Here is a 25,252-nt window from a genome sequence, read left to right as displayed (position 1 = left end):
CCCAGCATGGCCGCATTGCCCACAGCAACCTGGTTGACCCAAGAGGCGTTTGATCGTCTCCAGCTCGAGCTCGACGAGCTCACCGGACCGCGCCGTACCGAGATCGTGAAGCGCATCGAGGCTGCCCGCGAAGAGGGCGACCTCAAGGAGAACGGTGGCTATCACGCCGCCAAGGACGAGCAGGGCAAGCTTGAGGCGCGCATCCGCGACCTCGGGGAGCTGCTCAAGCACGCCGTCGTGCGCGCCGCGCCTGAGAGCCACGGCGTGGTCGAGGTCGGCACCGTCATCTCCGCAAACGTCCTCGGCGATCCCGAGAAGTTCCTGCTCGGCAGCCGCGAGCTCGCTGGCGATTCGGGCCTCGACGTCTACAGCGCGGAGAGCCCGTTGGGCACCGCGATCCTGGGCCTCAAGGTCGGCGACGAGTCCAGCTATGTCGCCCCGAACGGCAAGACGATCGACGTCAAGATTCTGGCGGTCGACACCTACGCTGGCTAGTTTTCAGTCCGGCGAACGAGATGCGGCGCGACTCCCGAGTGGGAGCCGCGCCGTATCTGTCTCAGCGCAAGGCTAGTAGCGCTCGCCGATCCGGACCTCGTAGCCCTCGGCGCGCAGGATGCGCAGCAGCTCCTCACCGTGCTCGGTGCCGCGCGTCTCGACGTGCAGCTCGAGCTCGACATCGCTGATGGGCAGCCCCGTGCCGTGCCGGGTGTGCAGCACCTCGACCACGTTCGCGTTCGCGGCCGACACGATCTCGGCGGTGCGCGCGAGCTGGCCCGGGCGGTCGGGCAGCGAGATGCGCAGCTTCATGTAGCGATCGGAGGCGGCGAGGCCGTGGCCGATCACGCGCTGCAGGAGCAGCGGGTCGATGTTGCCGCCCGACAGAATCGTCGCGGTGACGCCCGTCGCCTTGATCTTCCCCGTGATCATTGCGGCGACCCCTGCCGCGCCGGCCGGCTCGACGACCATCTTCGCGCGCTCGAGCAGGACGAGGATCGCGCGAGCGATGTCCTCGTCGCTCACGGTGACGATCTCGTCCACGAACTCGCGGATCAGTGCGAAGTTGCGCTCGCCGGGTCGCGCAACGGCAATACCATCGGCGATCGTCGAGCGGGTCTTGATCGTGACCGGGTGCCCGGCCTCGATCGAGGGCGGGTACGGGGCGGCGTTTTCCGCCTGCACCCCGATGACGTGCATCGGGCGGCCTTCGGCGCGGGCGCGCAGCTTCGCGGCGACCGCGACGCCCGAGATCAGCCCGCCGCCGCCGATCGGGACGACGAGCGTCTCGATGTCAGGGGCGACGTCGAGCATCTCTAGTGCAACCGTGCCCTGGCCCTCGATGACCGCATCGTCGTCGAACGGCGCGATGAAGGTTCCGTTCGTCGCCTGCACAAATGCCTGCGCCGCGGCGCTGCACGCGTCAAAGTCGTCGCCCTCGAGCACGACCTCGGCGCCGTAGTTCCGGGTCGCCTGCAGCTTGGGCAGCGCGACACCGCGCGGCATGAAGATGGTGGCTTTGATTCCGAGCTCACGCGCCGCGAAGGCAACGCCCTGGGCGTGGTTCCCGGCGGACGCGGCGACGACACCTGCGGCCCGCTCTGCCTCGCTCAGCTGGGTCAGGCGGTTGTACGCGCCGCGGAGCTTGTACGCCCCCGTGCGCTGCAGGTTCTCGCACTTGAGGTACACCTTGGGTACCCCGAGCACCTCGGCCAGGTAGCGCGACGACTCGAGCGGAGTCGGCTGGGTGACCCGCTCCACAATCGCGCGCGCCCGCTCAAAGTCGGCCAGTGTCGGCGTGCGGAACGCTTCGGTCATTCTGTTTCCTCCTTGGAGATCAAGCGTTTGATGCGGCGGGCTCTCGCCCGCACATCGTGCTCGCGTTTGTAATCGGCGTGGAACGCGGCGACCGGATCCGGCTCGCCCTTCCACTTCCCCGACACCAGATAATTGACGATCGAGTTCGCCGAGGCGACAAGCGGCACTGCGAAGAGCGCGCCCGGGATGCCGCCGACCAGCGCGCCGGTGGACACCGCGAGCACGACGCCAAGCGGGTGCACGCGCACCGCGTTGCCCATGACGAGCGGCTGCAGGATGTGCCCCTCGAGCTGGTTCACCAGCACAACAACGCCGAGCATGATGAGCGCGTTGACCGGGCCGTTGTAGACGAGCGCGACGAAGGCGGCCAGTGCCCCCGTCACGATCGCGCCCAAGAATGGGATGAACGAGCCGAGGAAGACGAGCACGGCGAGCGGGATCGCGAGCGGGACCTGCAACACTGCAGCGCCGATGCCGATGCCGACCGCGTCGACGAACGCGACGAGTATCTGCACACGAACGTATTGCCCGACCGAGATCCAGCCGGAGCGGCCCGCACCATCGATCGCGGCGTGTGCGCCCGCGGGAAGGAAGCCCAGCACCCAGTACCAGATGCGCTTGCCGTCGATGAGCAGGAAGATGAGGCTGAAGAGGGTGAGGAGCATCCCCGCGATCACCTGGGTAACCGTCGTGCCGACCGATAGCGCCCCACTCCAGATCACACCGGAGTCGGCCTGAATCGACGTGACGAGCTTGTCGATGTAGTCCTGCACCTGTTCGGCGCTCAGGCCCAGCACGCCGCTCTCCAGCCAGTGCGCGAGGTCATTGATGGCGCCGGCGGATCGCTTCGCGAGGTCCGAGAAGCCGCTGCGGAACTGGGTGACGATGAGGTAGACAAGCATGGACACCGCGGTGAGCAACGCAAAGAGCGCGGCTAGGATGCCCGTCCAGCGCGGCAGCCCCCACTTCACGAAGCGGTGCACGATCGGCGCGAGCAGGGCGGTAAGCAGGATCGCGACCAGCACCGGAATGACGATGAACCGTACCTGGACGATGAGCCAGATGAACACGGCCGCGGACGCGGCGATCAAGATCAGGCGCCAGGACCAGGCGGCGGCGATGCGTACCCCGAGCGGCAGCGCGCTGGCAGCGCTTTCCCCCGGATCCTGCTGGGCAGGTGTCTCGGCGCTGGGTTCCACTGACGGTGAGTCTTTCACGAGCTTCATCCTAGCGAGGCGCGTGCTACCGTACCGTGATGCGCGACTCCCTGACCCCGTCCGAGGCCCGCAGGATCGCGCTCGCCGCGCAGGGCTTTGCGGGCACGCCGAGGCTGCGCGCGAGGCGCCCGTTCGACCCGGCGCTCGAGCGCCTGCACGTGCTGCAGATCGACTCGGTCAACGTCTTCGCCCGCAGCCACTACCTGCCGGTATTCTCGCGCCACGGCGAATATTCGGCCGAGGCGCTCGATACGCTCCTCTGGAAAAGCGGTGACTTCACCGAGTACTGGGCGCACGAGGCCGCGTTCATCGCGGTCAACGATCGTCCTCTCTTTGCCTGGCGCATGGACGACTATCGGGCCCGGCACCTGCGGGAGGGCTTCCTCGAGGCACACGGGGCGACGCTCGCCCGCGTGCGCTCCGCCCTGGCGGACGGCGGGCCCCAGTTCGTGCGCGAGCTCGAGGAGGGCCCGCGCGAGTCACGTGGCCCCTGGTGGGACTGGAGCGACACGAAGCTCGCGGTGGAGCGCCTGTTCGCCTGGGGCGAGGTGGTGTCCGCGGGCCGAGAGCGGTTCGAACGCCGCTACGCCCTCGCCGAGCGCGCGTTGCCGGAGTCGGCCCTCGCCCAGCCGCCAAGCCGGGCCGACGCGCAGCGCACACTCGTCGAGCGCGCCGCCCGCTCGCTGGGGGTCGCGACCCTCGCCGACCTGGCCGACTACCACCGTCTCAAGGTCGCCGAGGCTCGAGTCGCGGCACGCGCGCTCGAGGATGCGGGGACGCTCGTCCCCGTCGCGGTAGCGGGCTGGACGACTCCTGCGGGCGCGCCGCTTCCGGCGTGGATGCACCGGGGCGCGCGAGTGCCCGCCCGGCTCGCGCCCGACGCGCTGCTCACCCCGTTCGACCCGGTCTGCTGGTTCCGCCCGCGCACCGAGCGCCTCTTCGATTTTCACTACCGCATCGAGATCTACACCCCGAAAGCACAGCGCCGATATGGCTACTACTGCCTCCCCCTGATGGTCGGGGGTCGCTTGGTCGGCCGCATCGATCTCAAGGCCGACCGGGCGGGCCGCGCGCTACTGGTCCAGGCGGCGTGGCAGGAGGACGGTGCGCCGGCGCACACCGCCGAGGTCGCGCAGGGCCTGCTGGCGCGTGCCGCGTCCTGGCAGGGCCTCGACCGGGTGAGCGTCAGCGGCGTCGGCAACCTTCCGCTCCCCGCACACTTCGAGTCGTAACCGGCAGGATCCTGCCGGGCGCATGCCCGCCCGATCAGCGCAGCTTGCCGAGCACGCGCCGCACAATCGTGTCCTTCGCCGAGGTGAAGGGCGGCATGATGGTCGGCGCGAGTGTGTCCGGGCGCAGGGGCTTAGACAGCACTGCCTTCTCGTGACTGAAGACGCGGAACGAACGCTCGCCGTGGTAGGCGCCCATACCGCTCTCGCCGACGCCGCCGAAGGGGAGCTCGGGCACGGTGAGGTGCAGCACGGGAGCGCCGAAGCAGAGCGCGCCCGAGCTCGTCTCGAGCTCCCAGCGCCTGCGCACCTCGGGCTCGTCACTGAACACGTACGCCCCGAGCGGCTTGTCGCGGCCCACGACGAAGTCGATCGCGTCGCTGAGGCCGCTGACCTCGACCAGGGGCAAGATGGGGCCGAAAATCTCGTCCGTCATGACGGACGAGTCGCGAGCCACGCCGCCGAGCACGGTCGGCTCGATGAAGCGCGTCGCCGCATCGCTACGGCCGCCCGCCAACACGGTGCCGTCCGACAGATACCCCGTGAGCCGCGTGAAGTGGCTGTCGGTCACGATACGGCCATAGTCGGGGTTTCTCTCAGCCGCGTTGCCATAGAGCTCGTGAATCGCTTCCGCGAGCAGCGGGCCGAGCGCGCGCAACACCGCCGCGGTGCCGAGCACGTAGTCGGGCGCGACGCAGGTCTGGCCGGCGTTCATGTACTTCGCCCAGGCGATTCGCTTCGCCGCTTCGGCGAGCGGGACCGAAGCATCGACGTACACCGGCGACTTTCCGCCCAGCTCGAGCGTGATTGGGGTGAGGTGCTCGGCGGCCGCCCGCGCCACGATCCGACCCACCCGGCCGTTGCCGGTGTAGAAGATGTGGTCGAACCGCTCCGCGAGCAGTGCGGTCGCGGCCGAGGCATCGCCCGTGACGACCGATACCGCGCGCCGGTCAACGTACTCGGGCAGCCGTCGCGCGATGACCTCGGCGGTCGCGGGGGCCAGCTCGCTCGGCTTCAGGATCGCGGCGTTACCGGCCGCCAGCGCACCGATGAGGGGCGAGAGGCCGAGCATAAGCGGGTAGTTCCACGGCGCGATGATTAGCGCAAGGCCGAGCGGCTCGGGGCGGACGCGGGCGCTCGCTGGCTGGATCGCCAGTGGGACAGCCACCCGGCGCGGGCGGGTCCAAGCCGCGAGATGCTGCAGCGTGTGCGAGATCTCGCTGAGCAGAAACCCGATCTCGGTGAGCTGCGCCTCTGTACCTGACTTGCCCAGGTCTTCCCGCAGCGCGCGCTCAAACTCGTCGCCGCACTCGAGCAGCATGCGACGCATTCCGTCGAGCTGGGCGCGACGCCAGGCGAGCGGCCGAGTCAGGCCGCTCGCGAAGCTCTCGCGCAGCGAGTGTACGAGTTCGGGAATTCCGGTGGTGGCATGGGCCTGGGGCGTCATGCCACCCATGCTAGCCGTGTAGGGCGGGAACGATCAGATAGATTCCACCGAGTACGCAGGCCGCCGAGAGTGCGAAGCACGTGTAGGCAGCGATCGTTGCCCAGCGGGGCCGGTCATGGTCGTCGACGTCGTCGTCCTCGTCGTCGCGCGACGGTCCGCTCGGGGCGAAGGTGCCATCCGGCTGGGGCGCTGGCGGGGTCGGAACCGCAAGGAAGCGAATCCCGAACGAGTACAACGAGACCACGACGAGCGCGGATACCAGCGCGGCGACAAACACTGCGACAAATGCCATCCAGTCGATCATCAGAGCTTCTCCTGCTCTTGCTCAGCGGCGCGCGCTTCATCAGCGGCAACTCCCGCGGCTTCCTTGGCGGCCTTGTCCTCGCGCACCGCGGTCTGCGCCAGCGAGGTGAGGGGCGGGATCGTCCCGGTCTCAGTCGGCACGCGGCGAATCTTGCGCTTGCGAATGCGGACCGCGTAGCCCGACTCCGCCACGTCCGAGATGGCGTTGGTGTGGTCGACCTTGTTTCGCGCTGAACGCCAGAAGATGAACAGGATCGCGGCGAGGCCGAGGACCGAGTCGATGACAATGCCGACCGTGCCGAGGTGGGCGATCAACGCGGCCACCGCGCCGACCGCAGCGGCGGAGGGCAGCGTGAAGAGCCAGCCGAGGCCGATCTTGCCGACGGTGCGCCAGCGCACGCTGGAGCCCTTGCGGCCGAGGCCCGAGCCGATGACCGAGCCCGAGGCCACCTGGGTGGTGGAGAGCGCGAAACCGAGGTGGCTGGAGGCCAGGATCGTGGCGGCCGTGGAGGTTTCCGCAGCGAAACCCTGGGCGGGCTTGACCTGGGTGAGCCCTGCCCCGAGCGTGCGGATGATGCGCCAGCCGCCCGAGTAGGTGCCGATTGCGATGGCGAGGGCACACGAGATGACGACCCATAGGTGCGGGCCGGTGCCCGCCTCCTGGAGGCCGGCGGCGACGAGCGTCAGGGTAATGATGCCCATCGTCTTCTGCGCGTCGTTCGTGCCGTGCGCCAGCGCAATGAGCGACGAGGACGCAATCTGGGCGTAGCGGAAGCGTCCGCGGCCGTCCTTGCGACCGTCGTTGCGCTTCGTGATGCGGTACGCGACCTTCGTGGCGATGAACGCGACGAGGCCCGCGGTGAGCGGGGCCGCGAGCGCCGGGATGATGACCTTGGACAGGAAGACGCCCCCATCGATCGCGGCGAAACCTGCGCCGACGATCGCGGCGCCGATCAGGCCGCCGAAGAGGGCGTGCGACGAGCTCGAGGGCAGGCCGTACAACCAGGTCAACAGGTTCCAGATGATCGCGCCGATGAGGCCGGCGAAGATCATCTCTGGTGAGATGAGCACGCCTCCCTCGCCCTCGCGGATGATGCCGCTCGAGATCGTCTTCGCCACTTCGGTGGAGAGGAACGCGCCGACAAGATTCAGGATCGCAGCCAGGAGAACAGCCGTCTTCGCCTTCAACGCGCCCGTTGCGATCGGCGTCGCCATAGCGTTCGCCGTGTCGTGGAAGCCGTTCGTGAAGTCGAAGAAGAGAGCTAGTCCAATGACCAGTATCACGATAAGAGTGAGTTCCACCGGCGTCTTTCGTTTGAGGTGCCTGGGGGTCCGGATCGAAGTCACGAATTCGTTTACGAAAACGTCACCGTGTGTTCACCCGGATGGGGTTGCAACCGAAATGATCCAGGCAAATCGTTTCATCTCACTCGGCGCAGGTCAAGTCAGCGCTCAGACGGCGGCGCGCCGCGCGGAATAGACTCGGGTTCAAGGCGTTGTAGTCGGCGAAGAACGCCGAAAACCGCGCGATCACGTTCAGCAAACACCCAGCCCCGACGGAGGCCCTCTTGAGCACCTCGTATATCCCCGAAGCCGGCAGCATCACCATGTTCTCCACCACGTGGTGCGGCTACTGCCGACGACTGAAGACGCAGCTGGATCGCGAGGGGATCGGCTACACCGAGATCAACATCGAAGAGGTGCCGGGAACGGCAGAGCTCGTCGAGTCGATCAACAACGGGAACCAGGTTGTCCCCACGGTGCTCTACCCGGACGGCACCTCGGCGACGAACCCGTCACTCAAGGATGTGCAGGCGGCGCTCGCCTAACCGCCTCACCTAGCCGAACAGGCGCCGGACCTCGGTGTAGCGATCCGCGGGAACTGTTTTGAGCTCGCCCACCGCCTCGGCGAGCGGGATGAGGCGCATGCGGTCGCCGTCGAGCGCCACCATGGTGCCCCAGTCCTCACTGGAGACGGCCTCAGCCGAGGCGAAGCCGACCCGGGTCGCGAGCACGCGGTCGAACGCGGTCGGCACCCCACCGCGCTGCACGTGGCCGAGCACGGTCGCTCGGGTCTCGATGCCGGTGCGCTCCTCGATGAGCGGCGCGAGCACCTCTGAGATGCCGCCGAGGCGCGGGCGGCCAAAGCCGTCGAGCCCCTGGCGCGTGACGGACGTTTCGCCCGCGAGCGTGAACCCCTCGGCCACCACCACGAGCGACGAGCGCCCGCGCTCCCCCACGTGGGTGATCCAGGCGCAAATGTCCTCGATGGACTCGGGGAACTCCGGAATCAGGGTGACCTGCGCGCCGCCAGCCATCGCCGAATGGAGCGCGATCCAGCCGGCATCGCGGCCCATCACCTCCAGCAGCATGCAGCGGCGGTGCGACTCCCCCGTCGTGCGCAGCCGGTCGATTGCCTCGGTCGCGATCGAAACGGCGGTGTCGAAGCCGAACGTGTAATCCGTGCCGCTGATGTCGTTGTCGATCGTCTTGGGCATTCCGATCACCCTGATCCCGGCGCTGTCGAGCAGCCGGGCGACGGTCTGCGTGCCGTTGCCGCCGATCAGGATCAGGCCGTCGAGGCCGTACTCTTCCATCTGGTCGCGCAGGGCGTCGTACTCCGCCTCCGTACCGCCTCTGCTCTCGAACGGCGGCACCCGGCTCGTGCCGAGCATGACCCCACCCATGGGAGAAAGGCCCCGTACCGCGAGGCGGTCGAGCGTGACCCAGTCCCCCTCGTGGAAGCCGCGCCAGCCGTCCAGGAAGCCGATCATCTCGAACCCGAGCCCGTCGACGCCGCGCAGCACCGCGCCGCGAATGGCGGCGTTCATGCCGGGGCTGTCGCCACCTGAACAGATCACACCAAGCTTCATTGCGTTTCCTCCTGTGCCGCGTCCACGGACTGCCCAGACTATCGCGGGCGAGGCTCGCGAGGCGAGACGCGAAGAGGCGGCCGTCCCGTGTCGGGAACAGCCGCCTCTGTGTTCGGAGTCGGAACTACGCTCGCGCGCGAATCGCGGTCCGGAGCACGTGCATGATCGCCTCGAGCTGCACCGAATCGGCGTCGTCGGGGCGGGCCTCCGCGCCGTCGAGCGCCCGACCGGCGAGCCCGGCCTTGCGGTCGATCAGCTCGGCGATCTTCGCGTCGATGGTCTGCGCCGCGACAATGCGCCACGCGGTGACCGGTTCTTCCTGCCCGATGCGGTGCACGCGGTCGATCGCCTGCGTCTGCTCGGCGTCGGTCCAGCTGAGCTCGGCGAGGACGACGTCCGACGCGGCCTGCAGATTCACCCCGACACCGGCGGCGGTGAGCGAGCACACCGCGATCGAGACGCTGGGATCCTGGTTGAACGCGTCAATCTGTGTCTGCCGGAACGTTGCGCTCTGGTCGCCCCGGATCGCGACGGTCTTGAGGCCGCGCTCGGCGAACAGGGCCTCGGCGCGATCCATGACGTCGATGTGCTTGGCGAAGAAGACCACCTTGCCGACCGAGTGCGCCAGCTGGGCGGTGTAGTCCGCCGCCAGCCCGGCCTTCGCCTGGCCGATCCGGCGCACCATCGTGAAGACGTTGGTGCCCGACTGCGCGTTTGACTCTTCGAGCTCCTGCGCCGAGATCATGCGGATGATCGATTCGTCGGTGAGCTCACGGCCGAGCTTGCCGCCCTTCGCCCGGTCAAAGCGCTCAAGCAGCTTGCGGGCGAGCTCGCGCTCGGCCTCGCGGATGCCGCGGCCCATGTCGTCGTCAAGCTCGACCGGCAGGTCGACCACGCGCTTTGCGGGGAGGTCGGCGGCCACATCGATCTTGCGGCGACGGACAATGCCGAGCTCGATCACGCTCTCGCGCGCTGCCGGGTAGAAGCCGGGGTCGGCCGGCGTGTAGCCGTTCGACTCGAGCGCCGCGAGCAGCTGAGGGCCGGGCTTGTCGGCGTCCGTCCACCCCAGGAAGCGCCAGATGGCGCGGAAATCGTCGATGTCGTTGATCAGCGGCGTGCCGGTCAGGGCCATGAGCAGTGGGTTCCCACCGGGGGTGTTCGCGCGGATGCGGTCGGCGATCGCAAGCACGTTGCGCGAGCGCTGCGACTGCACGTTCTTGATCATGTGCGCCTCGTCGACGACCATGCCGCGGAACCCGAAGCGGGAGATCCAGCTCAGGTGACGGTCGAGGATCTCGTAGTTCACGATGAAGACGTCTGCGAACGCATCGATGTCCTGGCCGTCGCCGTGAATGACCGTGGCGCGACGCTGCGGCGTCCAGCGCTGTACTTCGCGGGCCCAGTTCATCTTCACGACGTTCGGGACGACCACGAGCAGGGGGTACGCGTTCGCGACCGAGGCGGCGATGACCGACTGCGCGGTCTTCCCGAGGCCCGGCTCGTCGGCGAGCAAGTAGCTCCGGTGACCGGCGCGCACCGACTCAAGGAATCGTGCCTGGTGCGGCATGAGCTCCTGGCCGCGCGGGGCAAGGCGATCGGGCAGCATCGGCTCGGGCAGCGACATACACGCCTTTGCCCCACCCTGCTCGAAGGACTTGAGGAGCGGCCCAAGCAGCTCCCAGTTCGCGAGGCGCACGACCGGGGTCGGCAGTACCGCGGGCGCCGGGTGCGGCTCAAGAAACGGGTTTGAGCGGCGGCGGGCCTCGATGCCGGCGGGCTCGACCTGGCGCTCCGCCAGCTCGGGAGGCACGATCGGGGCCACCACCTCGGGGGCCGTCTCTTCCACGGGCAGCTCGACGCCAGCCGACGTCAGCATCTTCCGCTTCAGCGCGCGGGTCGCCTCGGTGATGGGCGCTGCGGGCTCGAGCAGGGTGATGAGCGAAGTGTCGCGCGCGGCCGTCTTCGCCAGGATTGACGCGACGCCGTCAAGGCGCTTCAGCGTCTCGGCGCGCTCCGCGTCGGTCAGGTCCTCCGCCGTCTTTGCCCGAGCGCGTTCCTCACGCATGAGCAGCGCGATGACGTGAAACTTGGTGCGGTTTGCGGGGGTGGCCTTGCCACGTTGGGCAGAAGCCTCTACCTCGCGCACGGCGCGCGCAAGCAGCGGGATGATGCCCTCGTTGTGGGTGTGGCGGCGCTTGCCCGAGTTCGAGCGCGCGGCGGTCGACGATGCCATGGATCTCCTGGTTGGCGGGATCGCGGGCCCGAGAGGGCCCTGCGAGCGGTGAGGCGCGTCCCGAGCCAGACGGCGTGAGTTCATTGCGAATAACGCGAACGCACGGGTGGCACGAAGAAAGCGTGTGGGCTGGGCCTCGTGATGATCCTAACAGGATGACAAGCGTGTGTTGCTAGCGTGAACCCATGCACCCGAGCACTTTCGCCCTGATCCGGCACGGCCAGACCGACTGGAACCTCGCTGGACGGGTCCAGGGCCGCACCGAAGTGCCGCTGAACGCGGCAGGAATCGCACAAGCGCACGCGGTGGCCGAGCATATCGCGGCTCCCTGGGCCGGGCCCGGCGCCCCGACGGCGCAGGGCACGGTGGAGTGGGACGCCGTGGAGTGGGGCGCCGTCCTCACCTCCCCGCTTGCTCGAGCGCGCGACACTGCCCGCATCATTGCCGCGCGTCTACAGTTGGAAACTCCGGTCGAGCACCCGGGACTCCTTGAGCGCAATTTTGGGGTCGCTGAGGGCCTCGCGGGGGCCGAACTCGTCGCGGCCCGCGCGGGCGGCGAGTACCCGGGGTCGGAGCCGCGAGCGGCTGTCGCGCTTCGGGCCGCCGCAGTGCTCGAGTCCTTACACGCGGAGGCGCCCGGGTCCGCGGCGATCGTGGTGAGCCACGGCGCCTGCCTACGCTTGCTCCTTGGACACCTCCTGGGCCACCAGATTGCCCCACTCGACAACGCGACGCTCACTGTGCTCCAACGCGACGACTCGGGCTGGTCGCTTTGTACCTTCAATGAGCCGCCTCGCGGCGCGCTTAGCTAGCTCCGGCCCGAAAGGGGCGCGCCCATCAGCTCGCGCGTCAGACGCACATCTTCGTTCATCACCGTAATCAGGGCGTCGATCCCCTCGAACGCGACCATCCCGCGAATGCGGTGCGCGAATCGCACTTCCATGGACTTGCCGTAGAGGTCGCCCGAGAAATCCAGCAAGAATGCTTCGACCCTGGACTGCCCCTCCGGGGTAAACGTCGGGTTGTTGCCGACCGAGATCGCAGCAACATAGGTTTCGCCATCGATAGTCACATAGCCCGCGTATACCCCATCGGCGGGCACGAGCCCCTCGATCTCGCCGCCGAGATTCGCGGTGGGGAAACCGAGCTCGCGGCCACGGGCGTCGCCGTGCACGACCTCGCCTCGAACCGCGACCTCACGACCGAGCATGGCTCCGGCGCCGGCGACAACCCCCGCAACGATGGCTTCGCGGATCCTGGTCGATGAGACGCGCTCGCCAGCTGGGGTGCCCACCTCGTCGATGATCTCCACGGTGAACCCGAATCGGCGACCGAACGCTTCCAGCTGCACCGTATCGCCAGCCCCGCGATTGCCAAAGTGGAAATCGGCGCCCACAATGACGTGCTTCGCGGCAAGGGTTCCGGCGAGCACGCGCTCTGCGTACTCCTCCGCTGAGGTCTGGGCGAACTGGGGCGTGAAGTCCACCATCGCTACGACGTCGATGCCGGCCCGGCCGATCTCCTCAATGCGCTGCGTCGGGCTCATGACCGGTACCGGGCACAGCTCGGGGCGCAACAGGCTCAGCGGGTTGTGCGAAAACGTAAAGACGAGCGATTCGAGACCGCGCTCGCTGGCGGCCGTGCGAAGTCGCGCGAACACGCTGCGGTGCCCGAGGTGCACGCCGTCGAACTTACCAATGGCTACCGCCGTGCCGCGCGGGAAGTCAGCGGCGTCGAGCTCGTCAATCGAGCGGAAAATACGGAGCGTCACGACGCCTCTGCCGGGGACGTGCGCGACAGCCAAATGAGCCCGAGCACGGGCAACACCAGCGGGATAAACAGGTAGCCCGCGCCGAACCACGACCAGACGGACGGGTGGGCAAACCACTGCGGGGCAAGAAAACTCAGCGCGCCAACGACGAGCACCCCGGCGAGCTCAAAACTCAGCGCGGCCCAGGCGACGCGACGCCAGGCAGCACCGCGCCGCGTCAGCGCGATCGTCGCAACAATGTAGACGACGCCCGCGAGGGCGGACAGGAGGTATGCGACCGGTGCCTCGTCGAACTTGCGCACGATTTGAAAGAGCGAGCGGAACGTCGCCGCGAGCGCCAGGATCAGGTAGACCGCCACCAACACACGCCCGAGCCCCGTGATGCGCGTGCTCGGAGCGGCGGAGCCCTGCGTCACGTCGCTCACGGGCGCGCTCAGGTGCGGCGCCTCGGCGCCGGCGGCTGCAGAAAAAGTCGGGTCAGACACGCAGGTCAGTCTACCGCCGCGCTACCCCGCCCAAATCGAGAGCATACGCAGCGTCATTACCGCGACCGCGACATTCACCACGGCGAGCACCAGGTTGGCCCAGGGGGTGCGGTCAATCAGCGCCCAGACGACAGCACCAATCGGCAGCGCGAACGCGACGATGAGGTAGAGCCAAAACTCAAGCGGGTCACCCACCGCCGGGTTGCCGGCCAGCGGGGCAACAATCGACCAGACCACTTGGACGAGCAACAAGAGCGCCACCAGGAGCGTCGCGCCCAGCGAGATGTCATTCGGCGAGCTCTTGCGCGCGAACAACACGATGCCGACGAGGGCCGCAATCGCCGCCACCCCGACGATCGCGAACGCGAATCCCGCGATCACTGGGCGCCGCCCGTCGGGAAGTTGACGACAACCCGTGTTGCGCCGCGCCGGATCTTCACGAGGCCCACGAGGCGACCGTCTGGCGCCACCGCCCCGACAACCGGGGCGTCATCCGCGTCGGGCACCGCCAACGATTTGCCCTGACTCAGGTCCGTGGTCTGCTGCTCGGTGAGATTGATGGTGGGAAACAAGGTCGCGGCAATCGCGGCCGGGCTGTGCAGCGCAGGCGGCTCGCCAGAGACCAGCTGCTCCATCGAGATCGCGTCCTCCACCGAGAACGGGCCGACCGCGGTGCGACGAAGGGCAACGAGGTGGCCCCCGACGCCGAGCGCCTTACCGAGATCCCGGGCGAGGGCGCGAATGTAGGTACCTGATGAGCAACGGACGGTCGCGTCGATATCGATGGCGGGCTCACCGCTCGGAAGCGTTGCGGGGCGCGGCTGACCGAGGGAGAACTCGTGCACGGTGACGGGCCGTTGCTTGAGTTCGACCTCCTCGCCGGCGCGCACCAGGTCGTAGGCGCGTTTCCCATCAACCTTGATCGCGCTGACCGCGCTCGGGGACTGCATGATCGCGCCGGTCAAGGGCGCTACCGCCAGCATGATTGCGGCGGCGTCAACACGCGCCAGCACGTCAGCGTCGGCGAGCTCGAGCACATCGCCCTCGCGGTCGTCGGTGACGGTGGTCGCCCCGAGGCGAATCGTCGTGACGTACGTCTTATCGAGCCCCACCATGTAGGTGAGGAGGCGGGTCGCCGGGCCGGCCCCGAGCGTGAGCAGGCCGGTCGCCATGGGGTCGAGCGTCCCGGCGTGGCCGACCTTCTTCGTCCCCAGCGCGCGGCGTGATCTCGCGACCACGTCATGACTCGTCCAGCCCTCCGCCTTATCGACGAACAGGATCCCGTTCGGTGACACTCGCCCTCCCTTCAGGCCGCGCGATGTGCGACCCATCAAGCCTAGACTGGACCGATGCCAGAGCCCGCACCCATCAGCCACCGCGCCGAGGTCGCCGAGGCCCTGATCAACTGGTTCGGCGAGACTGCACGGGATCTGCCCTGGCGTCGACCCGAAACCACGCCCTGGGCGTCGCTCGTGTCGGAGTTCATGCTGCAACAGACCCAGGTCGAGCGCGTCATCCCCCGCTACCTCTCGTGGATCGAACGCTGGCCGACCCCGTCCGCGCTCGCCGCAGATCCCGCAGGCGACGCCGTGCGCGCCTGGGACCGGCTGGGCTACCCACGCCGCGCGCTTTGGCTGCACCGGGCCGCAAGCGAGATCGCCGAACGTCACGGGGACATCGTGCCGCGAGACATCGCAGCGCTCGAGGCGCTGACCGGCATCGGCCCGTACACCGCCCGAGCCGTCGCCGTCTTCGCCTACGGCGAGCGGCACCCGGTCGTCGACACGAACACTCGGCGGGTGCTGGCGCGCGCGGTGCACGGCATTGCTGCGGCCGGAATGCCCAAGGCAACTGACCTCGACGACATGGCGGCGATCCTGCCGGAAGGACTCTCCGAGGCCGCGACGGTGAACGCGGCCGCTATGGAGCTCGGCGCCGTGGTCTGCACTGCGCGGCAGCCTCGGTGCGACGAGTGCCCGATCGCGCAGTGGTGCGAGTGGCGCGGCGCCGGCTACCCCGACAACGCGCCGGTGAAGCGCCCGAAGCAGGCAGCCTTCGCGGGGAGCGACCGGCAGGCCCGGGGCGCCATCATGGCGGTCGCCCGCCGGGCGCACGCGGCGGTCCCGCGGGCACGGGCGCTGGCGGCGGTCGAGCGGCCGGCGGATCCGGCTCAACCGCTGCGCGCCCTCGAGTCGCTCGTCGCCGATGGGTTACTTGTGGACGGCCCCGACGGGCTCACGCTCCCGTAGGCCGCGCGGTCGTGCGGAAACGACGAACGGGTGGGCCGGCGTTCGCCGTCCCACCCGTCATCGCTACCCCGCTTGGTTAAGAGCGGGCGTCGTCGTCGTCAAGAACGTCGTCGTCAAGATCGTCGTCTTCGTCGAGGTCGTCGTCTTCCTCGCCGGCCTCGTCGAGATCGTCGAAGTCATCGTCATCGTCGTCGTCATCGTCAGAGGTGACGTACGGGTTCGCGTCGCCCGCGTACTGGGCACCGACTGCAAGCGCCTGGGTCTCGGCGTCGCGCTTGCGCGCTTCCTCCAAGAGAGCCGCCATCTGGTTGGCGCTTTCCGGCAGCGCGTCAGCGATGAACTCGAGCGTCGGCGTGAGCCGAATCTTGAGTCCCTTGCCGACCTCGCGGCGGAGCATTCCGGTCGCGGCCTTCAACGCTGCGCCCGTGTCCGCGCGCTCCTTGTCGTCTCCGTAGACCGTGTAGAACACGCTCGCGTGCTGCAGATCTCCGGTGACGCGCACGTCGGTAATCGTCACGAAACCAAGCCGAGGATCCCGCAGGCCCTTTTCGAGCCGCGTCGCAATAATCTGCTGGATTCGCTCAGCAACCTTGCCTACCCGTGGGTTTGCCATATTTGTACCCTACTCGTAGCCGCGGGGTCGGGGCGCGAACGCCCCGACCCCGCGGAGGACAATGCCGTGCGTTAGCCGCGCGGCTTCTCGACCATTTCGGTGGTCTCGATCTCGTCACCGATACGAATATCGTTGAACTTGCCGAGGCCGATGCCACACTCGAAGTCAGTCTTGACCTCGGTCACGTCGTCCTTAAAGCGACGCAGCGACTCGATGGCCAGGCCATCCGCAATCACGACGCCGTCGCGAATAACGCGAGCCTTCGCGTTGCGAGTGATGACGCCGCTGCGGACGATGACACCCGCGACGTTGCCGAACTTCGAGGAAGAGAACACCTCGCGGATCTCGGCGACGCCCGAACGGACCTCTTCGTACTCGGGCTTGAGCATGCCGGTGAGGGCTGCCTCAATGTCATCGAGTGCGTTGTAGATCACGTTGTAGAAGCGGACATCGATACCCTCGCGGGCTGCCTTCTCGCGGGCCTTGACGTCCGGGCGGACGTTGAAGCCGATGACGATCGCGTTGTCGATCGTCGCCAGGTCCACATCGGACTCGGTGATCGCGCCGACACCGCGGTGCAGGATGCGCAGCTGGACCGAATCGTCGACCTCGATCTTCATGAGCGACTCTTCAAGTGCCTCAACAGCACCCGACACGTCACCCTTGATGATGAGGTTGAGCGACTCAACCTTGCCGTCCTCGAGGGCCTTCGTGAAGTCCTCAAGGCTGATGCGCTTGCGGGCCTTCGCGAGCTGAGCGTTACGCTCGGCCGCTTCGCGCTTCTCAGCGATCTGACGGGCGGTGCGATCCTCAGAGGTCACGAGGAAGGTGTCGCCGGCGCGGGGCACCGAGGACAGGCCCTGCACGAGGACGGGACGCGAAGGCGTCGCTTCCGCGACGGGCTCGCCGTTCTCGTCGACCATCGCGCGGACGCGGCCGTAGGCCGTTCCGGCAACGATTGCGTCTCCGACACGGAGCGTGCCCGACTGGATGAGCACGGTTGCAACCGCACCGCGACCCTTGTCAAGACGAGCCTCAATGGCGACACCGCGAGCAGCCTTGTCCGGGTTCGCGCGCATGTCGAGACCAGCGTCTGCCGTGAGCAGCACGGCGTCGAGCAGCTCGTCGATACCGACGTTGTTCTTGGCCGACACGTCGACGAACATGACGTCTCCGCCATACTCCTCTGCAAGCAGGTTGAACTCGGTGAGCTGCTGACGCACCTTCGCCGGGTTTGCACCCTCCTTGTCGATCTTGTTGACCGCGACGACAACGGGCACGCCAGCCGACTGTGCGTGGTTCAACGCCTCAATCGTCTGGGGCATGATGCCGTCGTCTGCCGCGACCACGAGGATCGCGATGTCGGTGACCTGCGCACCACGGGCACGCATGGCGGTGAACGCCTCGTGGCCCGGAGTATCAATGAAGGTGATCGCGCGAGGCTTGCCCTCGTGCTCAGCCCACACCTGGTAGGCACCGATGTGCTGGGTGATGCCGCCGGCCTCGCCGCCGCCGACGTTCGCCTTGCGGATCGCGTCGAGCAGTCGGGTCTTACCGTGATCGACGTGACCCATAACGGTGACGACCGGGGGACGAGGCTGCAGGACGTCGTCGCCCTCTTCCTCGAGCTCGGCCTCCAGGTCGATGTCGAAGCCCTCGAGCAGCTCGCGGTCTTCGTCCTCGGGCGAGACGATCTGGATCTTGAAGCCCAGCTCGTCACCGAGGATCTCGAACGTTGCCTGGTCGAGCGACTCGGTCGCGGTTGCCATCTCACCGAGATGGAACAGCACCGTGATCAGGTTCGATGCGCTCGTACCAATCTTCTCAGCGAAGTCCGCGAGCGATGCGCCGCGGCGCAGGCGAACCTGCGTCGTGCCGTCGCCACGGGGTACGCTCACGCCGCCGAGCGACGGAGCTTCCCGCATCTCGAACTCTTGGCGCTTCGCGCGCTTCGACTTCCGAGCCTTGCTCTTGGAGCCGCCACGGCCGAATGCGCCTGCCGTGCCAGCACCGCGTCCACCGCGGCCACCGCCGGGACGGGGCGGGCCGAAGCCACCGGGACGGGGTGCGCCTGCACCTGCTCCGGGGCCGGTGCCACCGGGACGGCCTGCGCCACCACCGGCACCGCCGGGACGACCAGCGCCAGCCGGACGGCCGGGGCCACCGGGACGACCCGTGCCGGCTGCGCCAGCTGCGGGACGCGCGGGGCGCGGGATGTTCCCCGGCGTGGGCTTGCGGCCCATGCCCTGGTTCGCTGCGAACGGGTTGTTGCCCGGACGCGGCGGGCGGGGAATGCCCATGCCCTGGCTCGTGGCGAAGGGGTTGTTGCCGGGGCGCGGGGCGCCGGGCTTGCCAGCAGCTGCCTTCGCGTCGCCAGCAGGCTTCGCCTCGGCCGCCTTCGCGTCGCCAGTCTCAGCCTTGGCCTCGGGCTTCGCGGCCGCAGGCTTTGCGGCCTTGTCGGCGGCGGGAGCCTTCGCTGCGGGAGCCGGTGCCTCGGGAGCCTTGACCTCGGGTGCGGGTGCAGCCTCGGGCTCGGGTGCCGGCTTCGGAGCCGGCTTGGGGCCGGGCTTCATACCGGGCTTTGCCGTCGTGGCAGGCTTCGCAGCCGCCGCGGGCTTCGCCGGCGCGTCGTCGGTCTTGGCGTGCACGAGGCCCTCAGCCTCAAGTGCTGCCTTCAGCTTGCGCGCAACGGGCGGCGCAATGCTGGACGAGGACGCCTTGACGAACTCGCCCATTTCTTTCAGCTTGGCCAGAGCGACCTTGCTGTCGACGCCGAGCTCGGCGGCGATTTCGTGAACACGTGGGTTTGCCACATTTCTCCTGTCTAACGTTCACGCCAGACAGGGCGAGAACGGGTAATTATTGGACGGGCCTCATTATGAGCCGCTCATTAGTTGTCCATGAGTGATTTCAGCCTGTTCTGTAGGGGACTGGTATCGAGTTTCCCCGAAGATCGCAGTGCACGCGAAAAAGCTCCGCGCTTCACTGCTTGTTCCACACACTGCACGGTCGGGTGCACCCAAGCACCACGACCCGGGAGCACCGCACGATCATCAGGCAAAACCTGACCATCACGCTGCACTACGCGCAGAAGCTCCGCACGATTTGCTCGCGCATGACATCCGACGCAGCTGCGGACCGGATCCATACTACCAGCACCTTTCCTGATTGATTCAGACACCGGATCCGCGAGGGGCTGCCACGCGGATCCGGTGCGGGGAGAACGCAGCCTGGTTAGGAATCCATGACCGAGTCGGGCTGAATATCAATCTTTGCGCCGGTCAGCTTTGCCGCGAGTCGTGCGTTCTGACCTTCCTTGCCGATCGCCAGCGAAAGCTGGAAGTCGGGCACGAGTGCGCGCACCTGCTTGAGCGACTGATCGATGACAAACGCCTCGGTCACCTTTGCCGGCGAGAGCGCGTTTGCGACGAACTTCGGAAGGTCGGGCGAGTAGTCGATGATGTCGATCTTCTCTTCGCCGAGCTCGGCCATGACGGCGCGCACGCGGCGACCCATCTCGCCGATGCAGGTGCCCTTTGCGTTGATGCTGGCGTCGTGCGAGCGCACGGCGACCTTGCTGCGGTGGCCTGCCTCGCGGGCGAGCGAGACGATCTCGACGACGCCCGAAGCGATCTCGGGGACCTCGAGGGCGAACAGGCGACGAACGAGCCCGGGGTGCGTGCGCGACAGCACGACCTGCGGGCCCTTGGGGCCCTTGGCGACGCTCGTGACGTACACGCGAATGCGGGTGCCGTGCGCGTAGGACTCGCCGGGCACCTGCTCCTCGGGAGGAATGATGCCCTCGACGACGCCCAGGTCGACGTTCACCATGCGGGGGTTCGGGCCCTGCTGCACGACGCCCGAAAGGATGTCGCCTTCCTTGCCCTTGAACTCGCCGAGCACGGCGTCATCGGCAAGCTCGCGCAGGCGCTGGTTGATGACCATCTTGGCGGCGCTCGCGGCGATCCGACCGAAGTCGTCCGTCTTGACCGGCGACTCGCCAATGATTGCGTCGTCTTCGTCACGCTCGGTGAGCATGATGTCGATGTCACCCGTCTTGCGGTTGAGCTCGACGCGCACGTCTTCGGGAGGCGTGGTGAAGCCGCGCTCGACCGCGTGCTTCAGGTATGCCGAGTGGATGGCCTGTTCGATGATCTCGGCGAGTTCCTCGAAGGGGATCTCTTGCTCGCGTTCCAGTCCACGCAGAGTGGCGAGGTCGATGTGCACAATGGCCTCCTTATTCAGATGTTGGGTGGACCGCCGACGCGGTCAACAGTCCAGGGTACCGCACTTATCCGGGTGGTTCGGGGCGCGCACCCGAGGTTTGCGCGCCTACCCCGGCGTCTGCGTCTCCTGGGTGCCGAGATCCGGCGCCGTCGACAGCTCGTTGATCGCGCGAATGAGCCGGAACAGGTCTCCGACGCGTCTGCGGGCGGGCGTGAGCCGAATACGCGGTTGTTCGAGCGCGTCGCCATCGGCCCGTTCCGTCCGCATCGGTTCCGCACGCTCGATCGCGCCGCTCGCAAGCATCCCCGCGAATCGCTCGTTGAGCCCCGCCAGGTCGGCGTCACTCGGTGTGCGGCGCAGTCGGATCACCAGGCGATCCCCCACCCAGCGCAGCGAGTGGTAGTTCCGCCAGAATCCGGTGATCTCAGCGACGGCCGCGTCCACCGAGTCGGTGACGAGTACGCGGTCGAAATCGCCCGGCGAGATGTATCGGCCGTCCTCGAGCTCCGCCTCAACGAACTCTTGTAGCCGCGTCCAGAAGCTGCCGCCCGGCCGGTCGAGCAGCACAATCGGCACCGGCTCGGCCTTGCCCGTCTGTTGCAGGGTCAGCAGCTCGAACATCTCGTCGAGCGTGCCAAAGCCTCCTGGCAGGCACACGAACCCGCTCGATTCCTTCACGAGCATGAGCTTGCGCGTAAAGAAGTACTTCATCGTGACGTGATGACTCGAGCCCGTCACCGAGTCGCTCGGCAGCTCTTCAAACGGCAACCTGATCGACACTCCGAGCGCCCGGTCGGGGCCCGCGCCCGAGGCGGCAGCTTCCATGATGCCGGGGCCGGCCCCCGTGACCGCCATCCACCCGCACTCGGACAGACGCGCGGTGACGTCGTGCGCCTGCTGGTACAGCGGATCATCGTGGGCGGTGCGCGCCGAACCGAACACGGTGACCTTCGGGACGCCGGTGTGCGCCTCGAAGAGCCGAAACGCCTCGCGCATCTCGTCGAGCGCCGCCGAGGAGATTTTGAGGTCGAGTTTGCTCGCACCGTCCCCGCCGAACCCGAGGCTCGTCGCCACCATGCGCTCGATCACCTCGTGATTGGCGACGATTCCTGCGTCCGCGACCAGCTGCGCGATGGCCTCGTCATTTCCGGCGTGCACGATCGGAGTACTCATGCCCCGAGTCTGGCACTTGTGTGGCGAACGCGCGCGGGGGCGGCCCACCTCTGCACCCAGAGAGGCTGTCCAGGCGCGTCACGGAGCTTCTCCCCCGTCGCGCCCCGAGTTGTCGGAGCGATCTGAGTTCCCGGAGTGAATATTGCCGGAAACCGCCTCCGAGAACTCGAATCGCTCCGGGAACGTCGGCGGGAGCGGAGGGGCGCCCACATTACGGCTGCGGCCCCGATCCGGACAGGATCAGGGCCGCAGCTCGCGCGTCAGTGCCTACGAAGCCAGCCAGGCCTCGACATCGCCGAGGGCGACCTTGTCCTTGGTGCCAGCGGCACGGTCCCAGACCTCGGCAAAGCCCTCGCTCGCGTCGCGCCCAACGACGACAACGCGGGGCACCCCGAGCAGCTCGGCGTCGCCGAACTTCACGCCCGGCGAGACCTTCGGGCGGTCATCGAACAGGACGTCGACGCCGGCGGCGGTGAGCGAAGCTGCCAGCGACTCGGCGATCTCGATGATCGCCGGATCCTTGCCGGTGGCTACCAGGTGTACGTCAAACGGCGCCACTGCGCGCGGCCAGATGAGACCGCGGTCGTCGTGGTGCAGTTCCGCGAGGATCGCCATGATGCGGGTGATGCCGATGCCGTACGAACCCATCGTGACGGTGACGAGCTTGCCGTTCTCGTCGAGCACCTTCAGGCCGAGCGCCTCGGCGTACTTGCGTCCGAGCTGGAAGACGTGGCCGATCTCCATGCCGCGCGCGGTCTCGATCGGGCCCGAGCCGTCGGGCGCCGGGTCTCCCTCGCGCACGTCGCCCACGTCGATGGTGCCGTCGCCGACGAAGTCGCGCCCGGCGACGAGGCCGGCGACGTGCTTGCCGTCGATGTTCGCGCCGGTCACCCAGGCGGTGCCCGGGACGACGCGGGGGTCGAGCAGGTAACGCAGGCCGGTGGTGCCCGTCTCGCCGAGCACGGGTGCGCCCTCTGCGCCCGGGCCGATGTAGCCCTTGACGAGCAGCGGGTGCTTCGCGAATTCTTCGGCCGAGGTCGCCGCGACCTCGCAGCCGGGGAAGGCGACCTCGAGACGCTTACCGTCGACCTCGCGGTCGCCGGGCAGGCCGATGACCACGATCTCCTTCGTGCCGTCGATCGCGGTGACCGTCATGACGACGTTCTTCAGCGTGTCCGCGGCGGTCCAGGCGCGCCCCTCAGGGTGGGGCAGGCTGGCGTTGATCTCGGCGACCAGGGTGTCGATCGTCGGGGTGTTCGGGGTGTCGAGGATGGCCGGCGCCGGCAGGCCCTCGATCGAGCGCGCCTCGGGCACGGGCGTCGTGTACGCCTCGACGTTGGCGGCGTAGCCGCCCGCGGAACGCACGAAGGTGTCCTCACCGATGGCGATCGGCAGCAGGAACTCTTCGCTCCGCGAGCCGCCCATGGCGCCCGCGTCTGCCGAGACGATGACGTAGTCGAGGCCGAGCCGGGTGAAGATGCGCTCGTAGGCGTCGCGCTGCGCCTGGTAGCTCGCGTCGAGTCCGGCGTCGGTGACATCGAACGAGTACGCGTCCTTCATGGTGAACTCGCGACCGCGCAGCAGGCCCGCGCGGGGGCGCGCCTCGTCGCGGTACTTGTCCTGAATCTGGTACAACGACAGCGGCAGGTCCTTGTAGGAGTTGACGATGTCGTTCACGAGCAGCGTGAACGCTTCCTCGTGCGTGGGCGCAAGCAGGTAGTCGGCGCCGTGCCGATCCTTCAGGCGGAAGAGGGCGTCGCCGTACTCTTCCCAACGGCCGGTCGCCTCGTACGGCTCACGCGGCAGCAGCGCCGGGAAGTGGACCTCGTGGGCGCCAGCGTTGGCCATCTCTTCGCGCACGATCTGCTCGAGCTTTGCCTTGACCCGAAGGCCCAGCGGCAGCCAGGCGAACACGCCCGGTGCCTGACGGCGAATATAGCCGGCGCGCACGAGCAGGCGGTGGCTCGCGACTTCGGCATCGGAGGGATCCTCGCGGAGGGTCTTCAGGAAGTAGTTACTGAGGCGGGTTAGCACCCCTCCATCGTAGACCCGCGCCTAGGGTGGGTGTGTGCCTGCGCTCACCCGAACCCTTCGCCGCGTGCCGGGCTGGGTCTGGCCCGTCGCGGTGCTGGCGCTTGCGGCGGCACTCCGCCTGATCGACCTGGGCCGACCCGGCACCCTCGTCTTCGACGAGCTGTACTACGTGCGCGACGCCGTGAGCCAGCTCACGCACGGATACCCCACGACCTGGCCCGACGATGACCCGGCGTTCGGCGGCGAGCGCAGCCGTTCATTCATGGACGCTCCGGGGCTCGCCGTGCATCCGCCGCTCGGGAAGTGGCTGATCGGGCTCGGCATGCTCGCGCTCGGGGGCGGCGACCCGCTCGGGGCCGGGATCGACTCAGGCTGGGGGTGGCGCATCGCGGCCGCGATCGCCGGGATCCTGACGGTTGCGCTCACGATGCGGATCGCCCAGCTGCTGACGGAAAGCCTGGCCACCGCGACGCTCGCCGGCCTCTTCCTCGCGATCGACGGCGTGCACGTCGTGCTCAGTCGGGTGTCGCTGCTCGACGGCTTCCTCACGCTGCTCGTCACGGCGGGGGTGCTTTGCATGGTGCACGACCACCAGTCGCTTTCCGCCTCCTGGCGCCGCGGCGGGCGCTGGGTGCAGTGGCGACGTCCGTGGCTACTCGCGGCCGGGGTGGTGTTTGGCTTGGCGGCCGGCGTGAAATGGTCCGGGATGTTCGCGCTGGCCGCGTTCCTGCTCCTGACGGTCGTCCGCGACGCGCTGGTGCGCGCGCGGCTGCACCCGGTCGGCCGCGCGCCGCGCCCCGTCCTGGGCGCCACGCTCCAGACCCTCGTCACGGGGGCCATCGCGCTCCCCGCCGCCGCCGCGGCATACCTCGCCACCTGGTTGGGCTGGATCCTGACCCCGGGCGGCTGGGCCCGGCAGGACGGCAGCAACTGGTTCGTCGCCCTCTGGCAATTCCACGTCGAGACCATCACGTGGCACGAAACTCTGTCCGCACCGCACCCCTACCGCTCGGACCCGTGGACGTGGCCGCTCGGCCTGCGCCCCACCGCGATGTACTCCGAGGAGCTGCCGGGTGGCCTTATCTCGGTCATCTCCCCCATTCCGAACCCCATCGTCACCTGGGCGGGCGTCGCGGCCCTCATCACGCTCGCGGTGTTGGTGGTGCGCGCCGCGATTCGGGCGCTCCGGCCACGCGAGGGCTCGGGGCCGTGGCCGCGCTGGCAGGCGCTGACGGCGAGCCCCCTGCTGGCGGCCGCGACGTTCGCGCTCGTGGGGTATCTCTCGGGCTGGCTCCCCTGGGTGCTCACGGTGTCACGCTCGGCGGTGTTCCAGTTCTACGCCGTCGTGCTCACGCCGTTCTCCGCGCTCGCGCTCGCCCTCGCGCTCGCCGCCTGGGTCGCGCCCCGCGTCGGCCGCTCCCCCGAGGATCTCCGCGGGCGCCGCATCGCCGCCGGGATCCTGGTGGGGGCGGCGCTCGCGGCGGCAGCATTCTTCTTCCCGCTCTGGACTGGGATGCCGATCGACCGAGGCTACTGGCAGCTCCACCTCTGGCTACCGGGGTGGCGGTAAGCGGAAGGCGGAAGGG

23 protein-coding genes are annotated in these 25,252 nt (G+C 68.3%); 6 read left to right on the top strand and 17 right to left on the bottom strand.

Annotation, left to right across the window (positions count from 1 at the left end; translation table 11 throughout):
- Positions 1 to 6 precede the first annotated feature (6 nt).
- A complete protein-coding gene (gene greA / locus KOE53_RS08910) occupies positions 7 to 495 on the top strand; it encodes a transcription elongation factor GreA (protein ID WP_188046252.1) in 489 nt (162 codons plus the stop codon).
- 72 nt (positions 496 to 567) lie between these two features.
- Here the strand turns inward: greA and ilvA are convergent, their stop codons facing one another.
- Positions 568 to 1,812: a threonine ammonia-lyase gene (ilvA, locus tag KOE53_RS08905; protein ID WP_188058191.1), complete on the bottom strand. Its 1,245-nt coding sequence runs from the start codon at positions 1,810 to 1,812 to the stop codon at positions 568 to 570.
- A complete protein-coding gene (locus KOE53_RS08900; protein ID WP_353055624.1) occupies positions 1,809 to 3,029 on the bottom strand; it encodes an AI-2E family transporter in 1,221 nt (406 codons plus the stop codon). Before KOE53_RS08900 ends, ilvA begins: the two co-directional genes overlap by 4 nt.
- 38 nt (positions 3,030 to 3,067) lie before the next feature.
- On the opposite strand from KOE53_RS08900, the gene KOE53_RS08895 reads away from it, so the two are divergent.
- Positions 3,068 to 4,261 carry a winged helix-turn-helix domain-containing protein gene (locus KOE53_RS08895; protein WP_188058189.1) on the top strand — a complete coding sequence of 398 codons (1,194 nt, stop codon included), beginning with the start codon at positions 3,068 to 3,070 and terminating at the stop codon, positions 4,259 to 4,261.
- Positions 4,262 to 4,295: 34 nt separating this feature from the next.
- Here the strand turns inward: KOE53_RS08895 and KOE53_RS08890 are convergent, their stop codons facing one another.
- The 3 genes from KOE53_RS08890 to KOE53_RS08880 are packed head-to-tail and all read right to left on the bottom strand — an operon-like array spanning position 4,296 to position 7,310.
- Entirely contained in the window at positions 4,296 to 5,705 is a 1,410-nt protein-coding gene (locus KOE53_RS08890; protein WP_188058188.1) for an aldehyde dehydrogenase family protein, read from the bottom strand.
- Positions 5,706 to 5,715: 10 nt separating this feature from the next.
- Positions 5,716 to 6,009: a hypothetical protein gene (locus tag KOE53_RS08885; RefSeq protein ID WP_188046248.1), complete on the bottom strand. Its 294-nt coding sequence runs from the start codon at positions 6,007 to 6,009 to the stop codon at positions 5,716 to 5,718.
- Positions 6,009 to 7,310 (bottom strand): inorganic phosphate transporter, encoded by a 1,302-nt coding sequence (locus KOE53_RS08880; protein ID WP_188058187.1) that lies wholly within the window; start codon positions 7,308 to 7,310, stop codon positions 6,009 to 6,011. Before KOE53_RS08880 ends, KOE53_RS08885 begins: the two co-directional genes overlap by 1 nt.
- Positions 7,311 to 7,615: 305 nt before the next feature.
- Here KOE53_RS08880 and KOE53_RS08875 point away from each other — a divergent pair, with 305 nt between their 5' ends.
- Positions 7,616 to 7,837, top strand: a complete 222-nt coding sequence (locus KOE53_RS08875; RefSeq protein ID WP_188046322.1) for a mycoredoxin — start codon at positions 7,616 to 7,618, stop codon at positions 7,835 to 7,837.
- Positions 7,838 to 7,846: 9 nt separating this feature from the next.
- On the opposite strand, the gene KOE53_RS08870 is transcribed toward KOE53_RS08875, so the two are convergent.
- Both KOE53_RS08870 and KOE53_RS08865 read right to left on the bottom strand, forming a co-directional pair.
- Entirely contained in the window at positions 7,847 to 8,881 is a 1,035-nt protein-coding gene (locus tag KOE53_RS08870) for a 6-phosphofructokinase (protein WP_188046246.1), read from the bottom strand.
- A 124-nt stretch (positions 8,882 to 9,005) separates the two neighbouring features.
- The gene (locus tag KOE53_RS08865) at positions 9,006 to 11,114 is read right to left on the bottom strand and encodes a DEAD/DEAH box helicase (protein WP_188058186.1); all 2,109 of its coding nucleotides are present in this window, start codon (positions 11,112 to 11,114) and stop codon (positions 9,006 to 9,008) included.
- Positions 11,115 to 11,299: 185 nt separating this feature from the next.
- Here KOE53_RS08865 and KOE53_RS08860 point away from each other — a divergent pair, with 185 nt between their 5' ends.
- Positions 11,300 to 11,926, top strand: coding sequence for a histidine phosphatase family protein (locus KOE53_RS08860; protein WP_188058185.1), 627 nt, complete (start codon positions 11,300 to 11,302; stop codon positions 11,924 to 11,926).
- Here KOE53_RS08860 and KOE53_RS08855 read toward each other — a convergent pair.
- The 4 genes from KOE53_RS08855 to truB all read right to left on the bottom strand — a co-directional run bounded on the left by KOE53_RS08855 (position 11,923) and on the right by truB (position 14,701).
- Entirely contained in the window at positions 11,923 to 12,885 is a 963-nt protein-coding gene (locus KOE53_RS08855; protein WP_188058184.1) for a bifunctional riboflavin kinase/FAD synthetase, read from the bottom strand. The genes KOE53_RS08860 and KOE53_RS08855 overlap by 4 nt on opposite strands.
- On the bottom strand, positions 12,882 to 13,322 hold the full coding sequence (locus KOE53_RS08850; RefSeq protein WP_223160186.1) for a hypothetical protein: 441 nt from the start codon (positions 13,320 to 13,322) through the stop codon (positions 12,882 to 12,884). Before KOE53_RS08850 ends, KOE53_RS08855 begins: the two co-directional genes overlap by 4 nt.
- A gap of 69 nt (positions 13,323 to 13,391) precedes the next feature.
- On the bottom strand, positions 13,392 to 13,751 hold the full coding sequence (locus KOE53_RS08845) for a hypothetical protein (RefSeq protein WP_188058183.1): 360 nt from the start codon (positions 13,749 to 13,751) through the stop codon (positions 13,392 to 13,394).
- Positions 13,748 to 14,701 (bottom strand): tRNA pseudouridine(55) synthase TruB, encoded by a 954-nt coding sequence (gene truB, locus KOE53_RS08840; RefSeq protein ID WP_188058182.1) that lies wholly within the window; start codon positions 14,699 to 14,701, stop codon positions 13,748 to 13,750. Before truB ends, KOE53_RS08845 begins: the two co-directional genes overlap by 4 nt.
- A gap of 18 nt (positions 14,702 to 14,719) precedes the next feature.
- Here truB and KOE53_RS08835 point away from each other — a divergent pair, with 18 nt between their 5' ends.
- Positions 14,720 to 15,619, top strand: a complete 900-nt coding sequence (locus KOE53_RS08835) for an iron-sulfur binding domain-containing protein (protein ID WP_188058181.1) — start codon at positions 14,720 to 14,722, stop codon at positions 15,617 to 15,619.
- A gap of 76 nt (positions 15,620 to 15,695) precedes the next feature.
- On the opposite strand, the gene rbfA is transcribed toward KOE53_RS08835, so the two are convergent.
- The 6 genes from rbfA to KOE53_RS08805 all read right to left on the bottom strand — a co-directional run bounded on the left by rbfA (position 15,696) and on the right by KOE53_RS08805 (position 23,666).
- A complete protein-coding gene (gene rbfA, locus KOE53_RS08830) occupies positions 15,696 to 16,232 on the bottom strand; it encodes a 30S ribosome-binding factor RbfA (RefSeq protein WP_188058180.1) in 537 nt (178 codons plus the stop codon).
- Positions 16,233 to 16,303: 71 nt separating this feature from the next.
- Entirely contained in the window at positions 16,304 to 19,045 is a 2,742-nt protein-coding gene (gene infB, locus KOE53_RS08825) for a translation initiation factor IF-2 (protein ID WP_188058179.1), read from the bottom strand.
- Between the two features lie 77 nt (positions 19,046 to 19,122).
- A complete protein-coding gene (locus KOE53_RS08820) occupies positions 19,123 to 19,380 on the bottom strand; it encodes a YlxR family protein (RefSeq protein ID WP_188046237.1) in 258 nt (85 codons plus the stop codon).
- 86 nt (positions 19,381 to 19,466) lie between these two features.
- Complete coding sequence (gene nusA, locus KOE53_RS08815; RefSeq protein WP_188046236.1) at positions 19,467 to 20,459, bottom strand: transcription termination factor NusA; 993 nt, start codon at positions 20,457 to 20,459, stop codon at positions 19,467 to 19,469.
- Between the two features lie 105 nt (positions 20,460 to 20,564).
- Entirely contained in the window at positions 20,565 to 21,632 is a 1,068-nt protein-coding gene (locus tag KOE53_RS08810) for an LOG family protein (RefSeq protein WP_188058178.1), read from the bottom strand.
- 267 nt (positions 21,633 to 21,899) lie between these two features.
- Entirely contained in the window at positions 21,900 to 23,666 is a 1,767-nt protein-coding gene (locus KOE53_RS08805) for a proline--tRNA ligase (protein WP_188046234.1), read from the bottom strand.
- Between the two features lie 34 nt (positions 23,667 to 23,700).
- On the opposite strand from KOE53_RS08805, the gene KOE53_RS08800 reads away from it, so the two are divergent.
- The gene (locus KOE53_RS08800) at positions 23,701 to 25,236 is read left to right on the top strand and encodes a phospholipid carrier-dependent glycosyltransferase (protein WP_353055622.1); all 1,536 of its coding nucleotides are present in this window, start codon (positions 23,701 to 23,703) and stop codon (positions 25,234 to 25,236) included.
- The last annotated feature ends 16 nt before the right edge of the window (positions 25,237 to 25,252 follow it).

Origin of the sequence: Leucobacter sp. CX87 (assembly GCF_018682295.1) — a bacterium.
Classification (GTDB): Bacteria; Actinomycetota; Actinomycetes; order Actinomycetales; family Microbacteriaceae; genus Cx-87.
The sequence above is the reverse complement of the archived record's forward strand: the minus strand, read 5'-3'. Positions and strand labels throughout refer to the sequence as shown.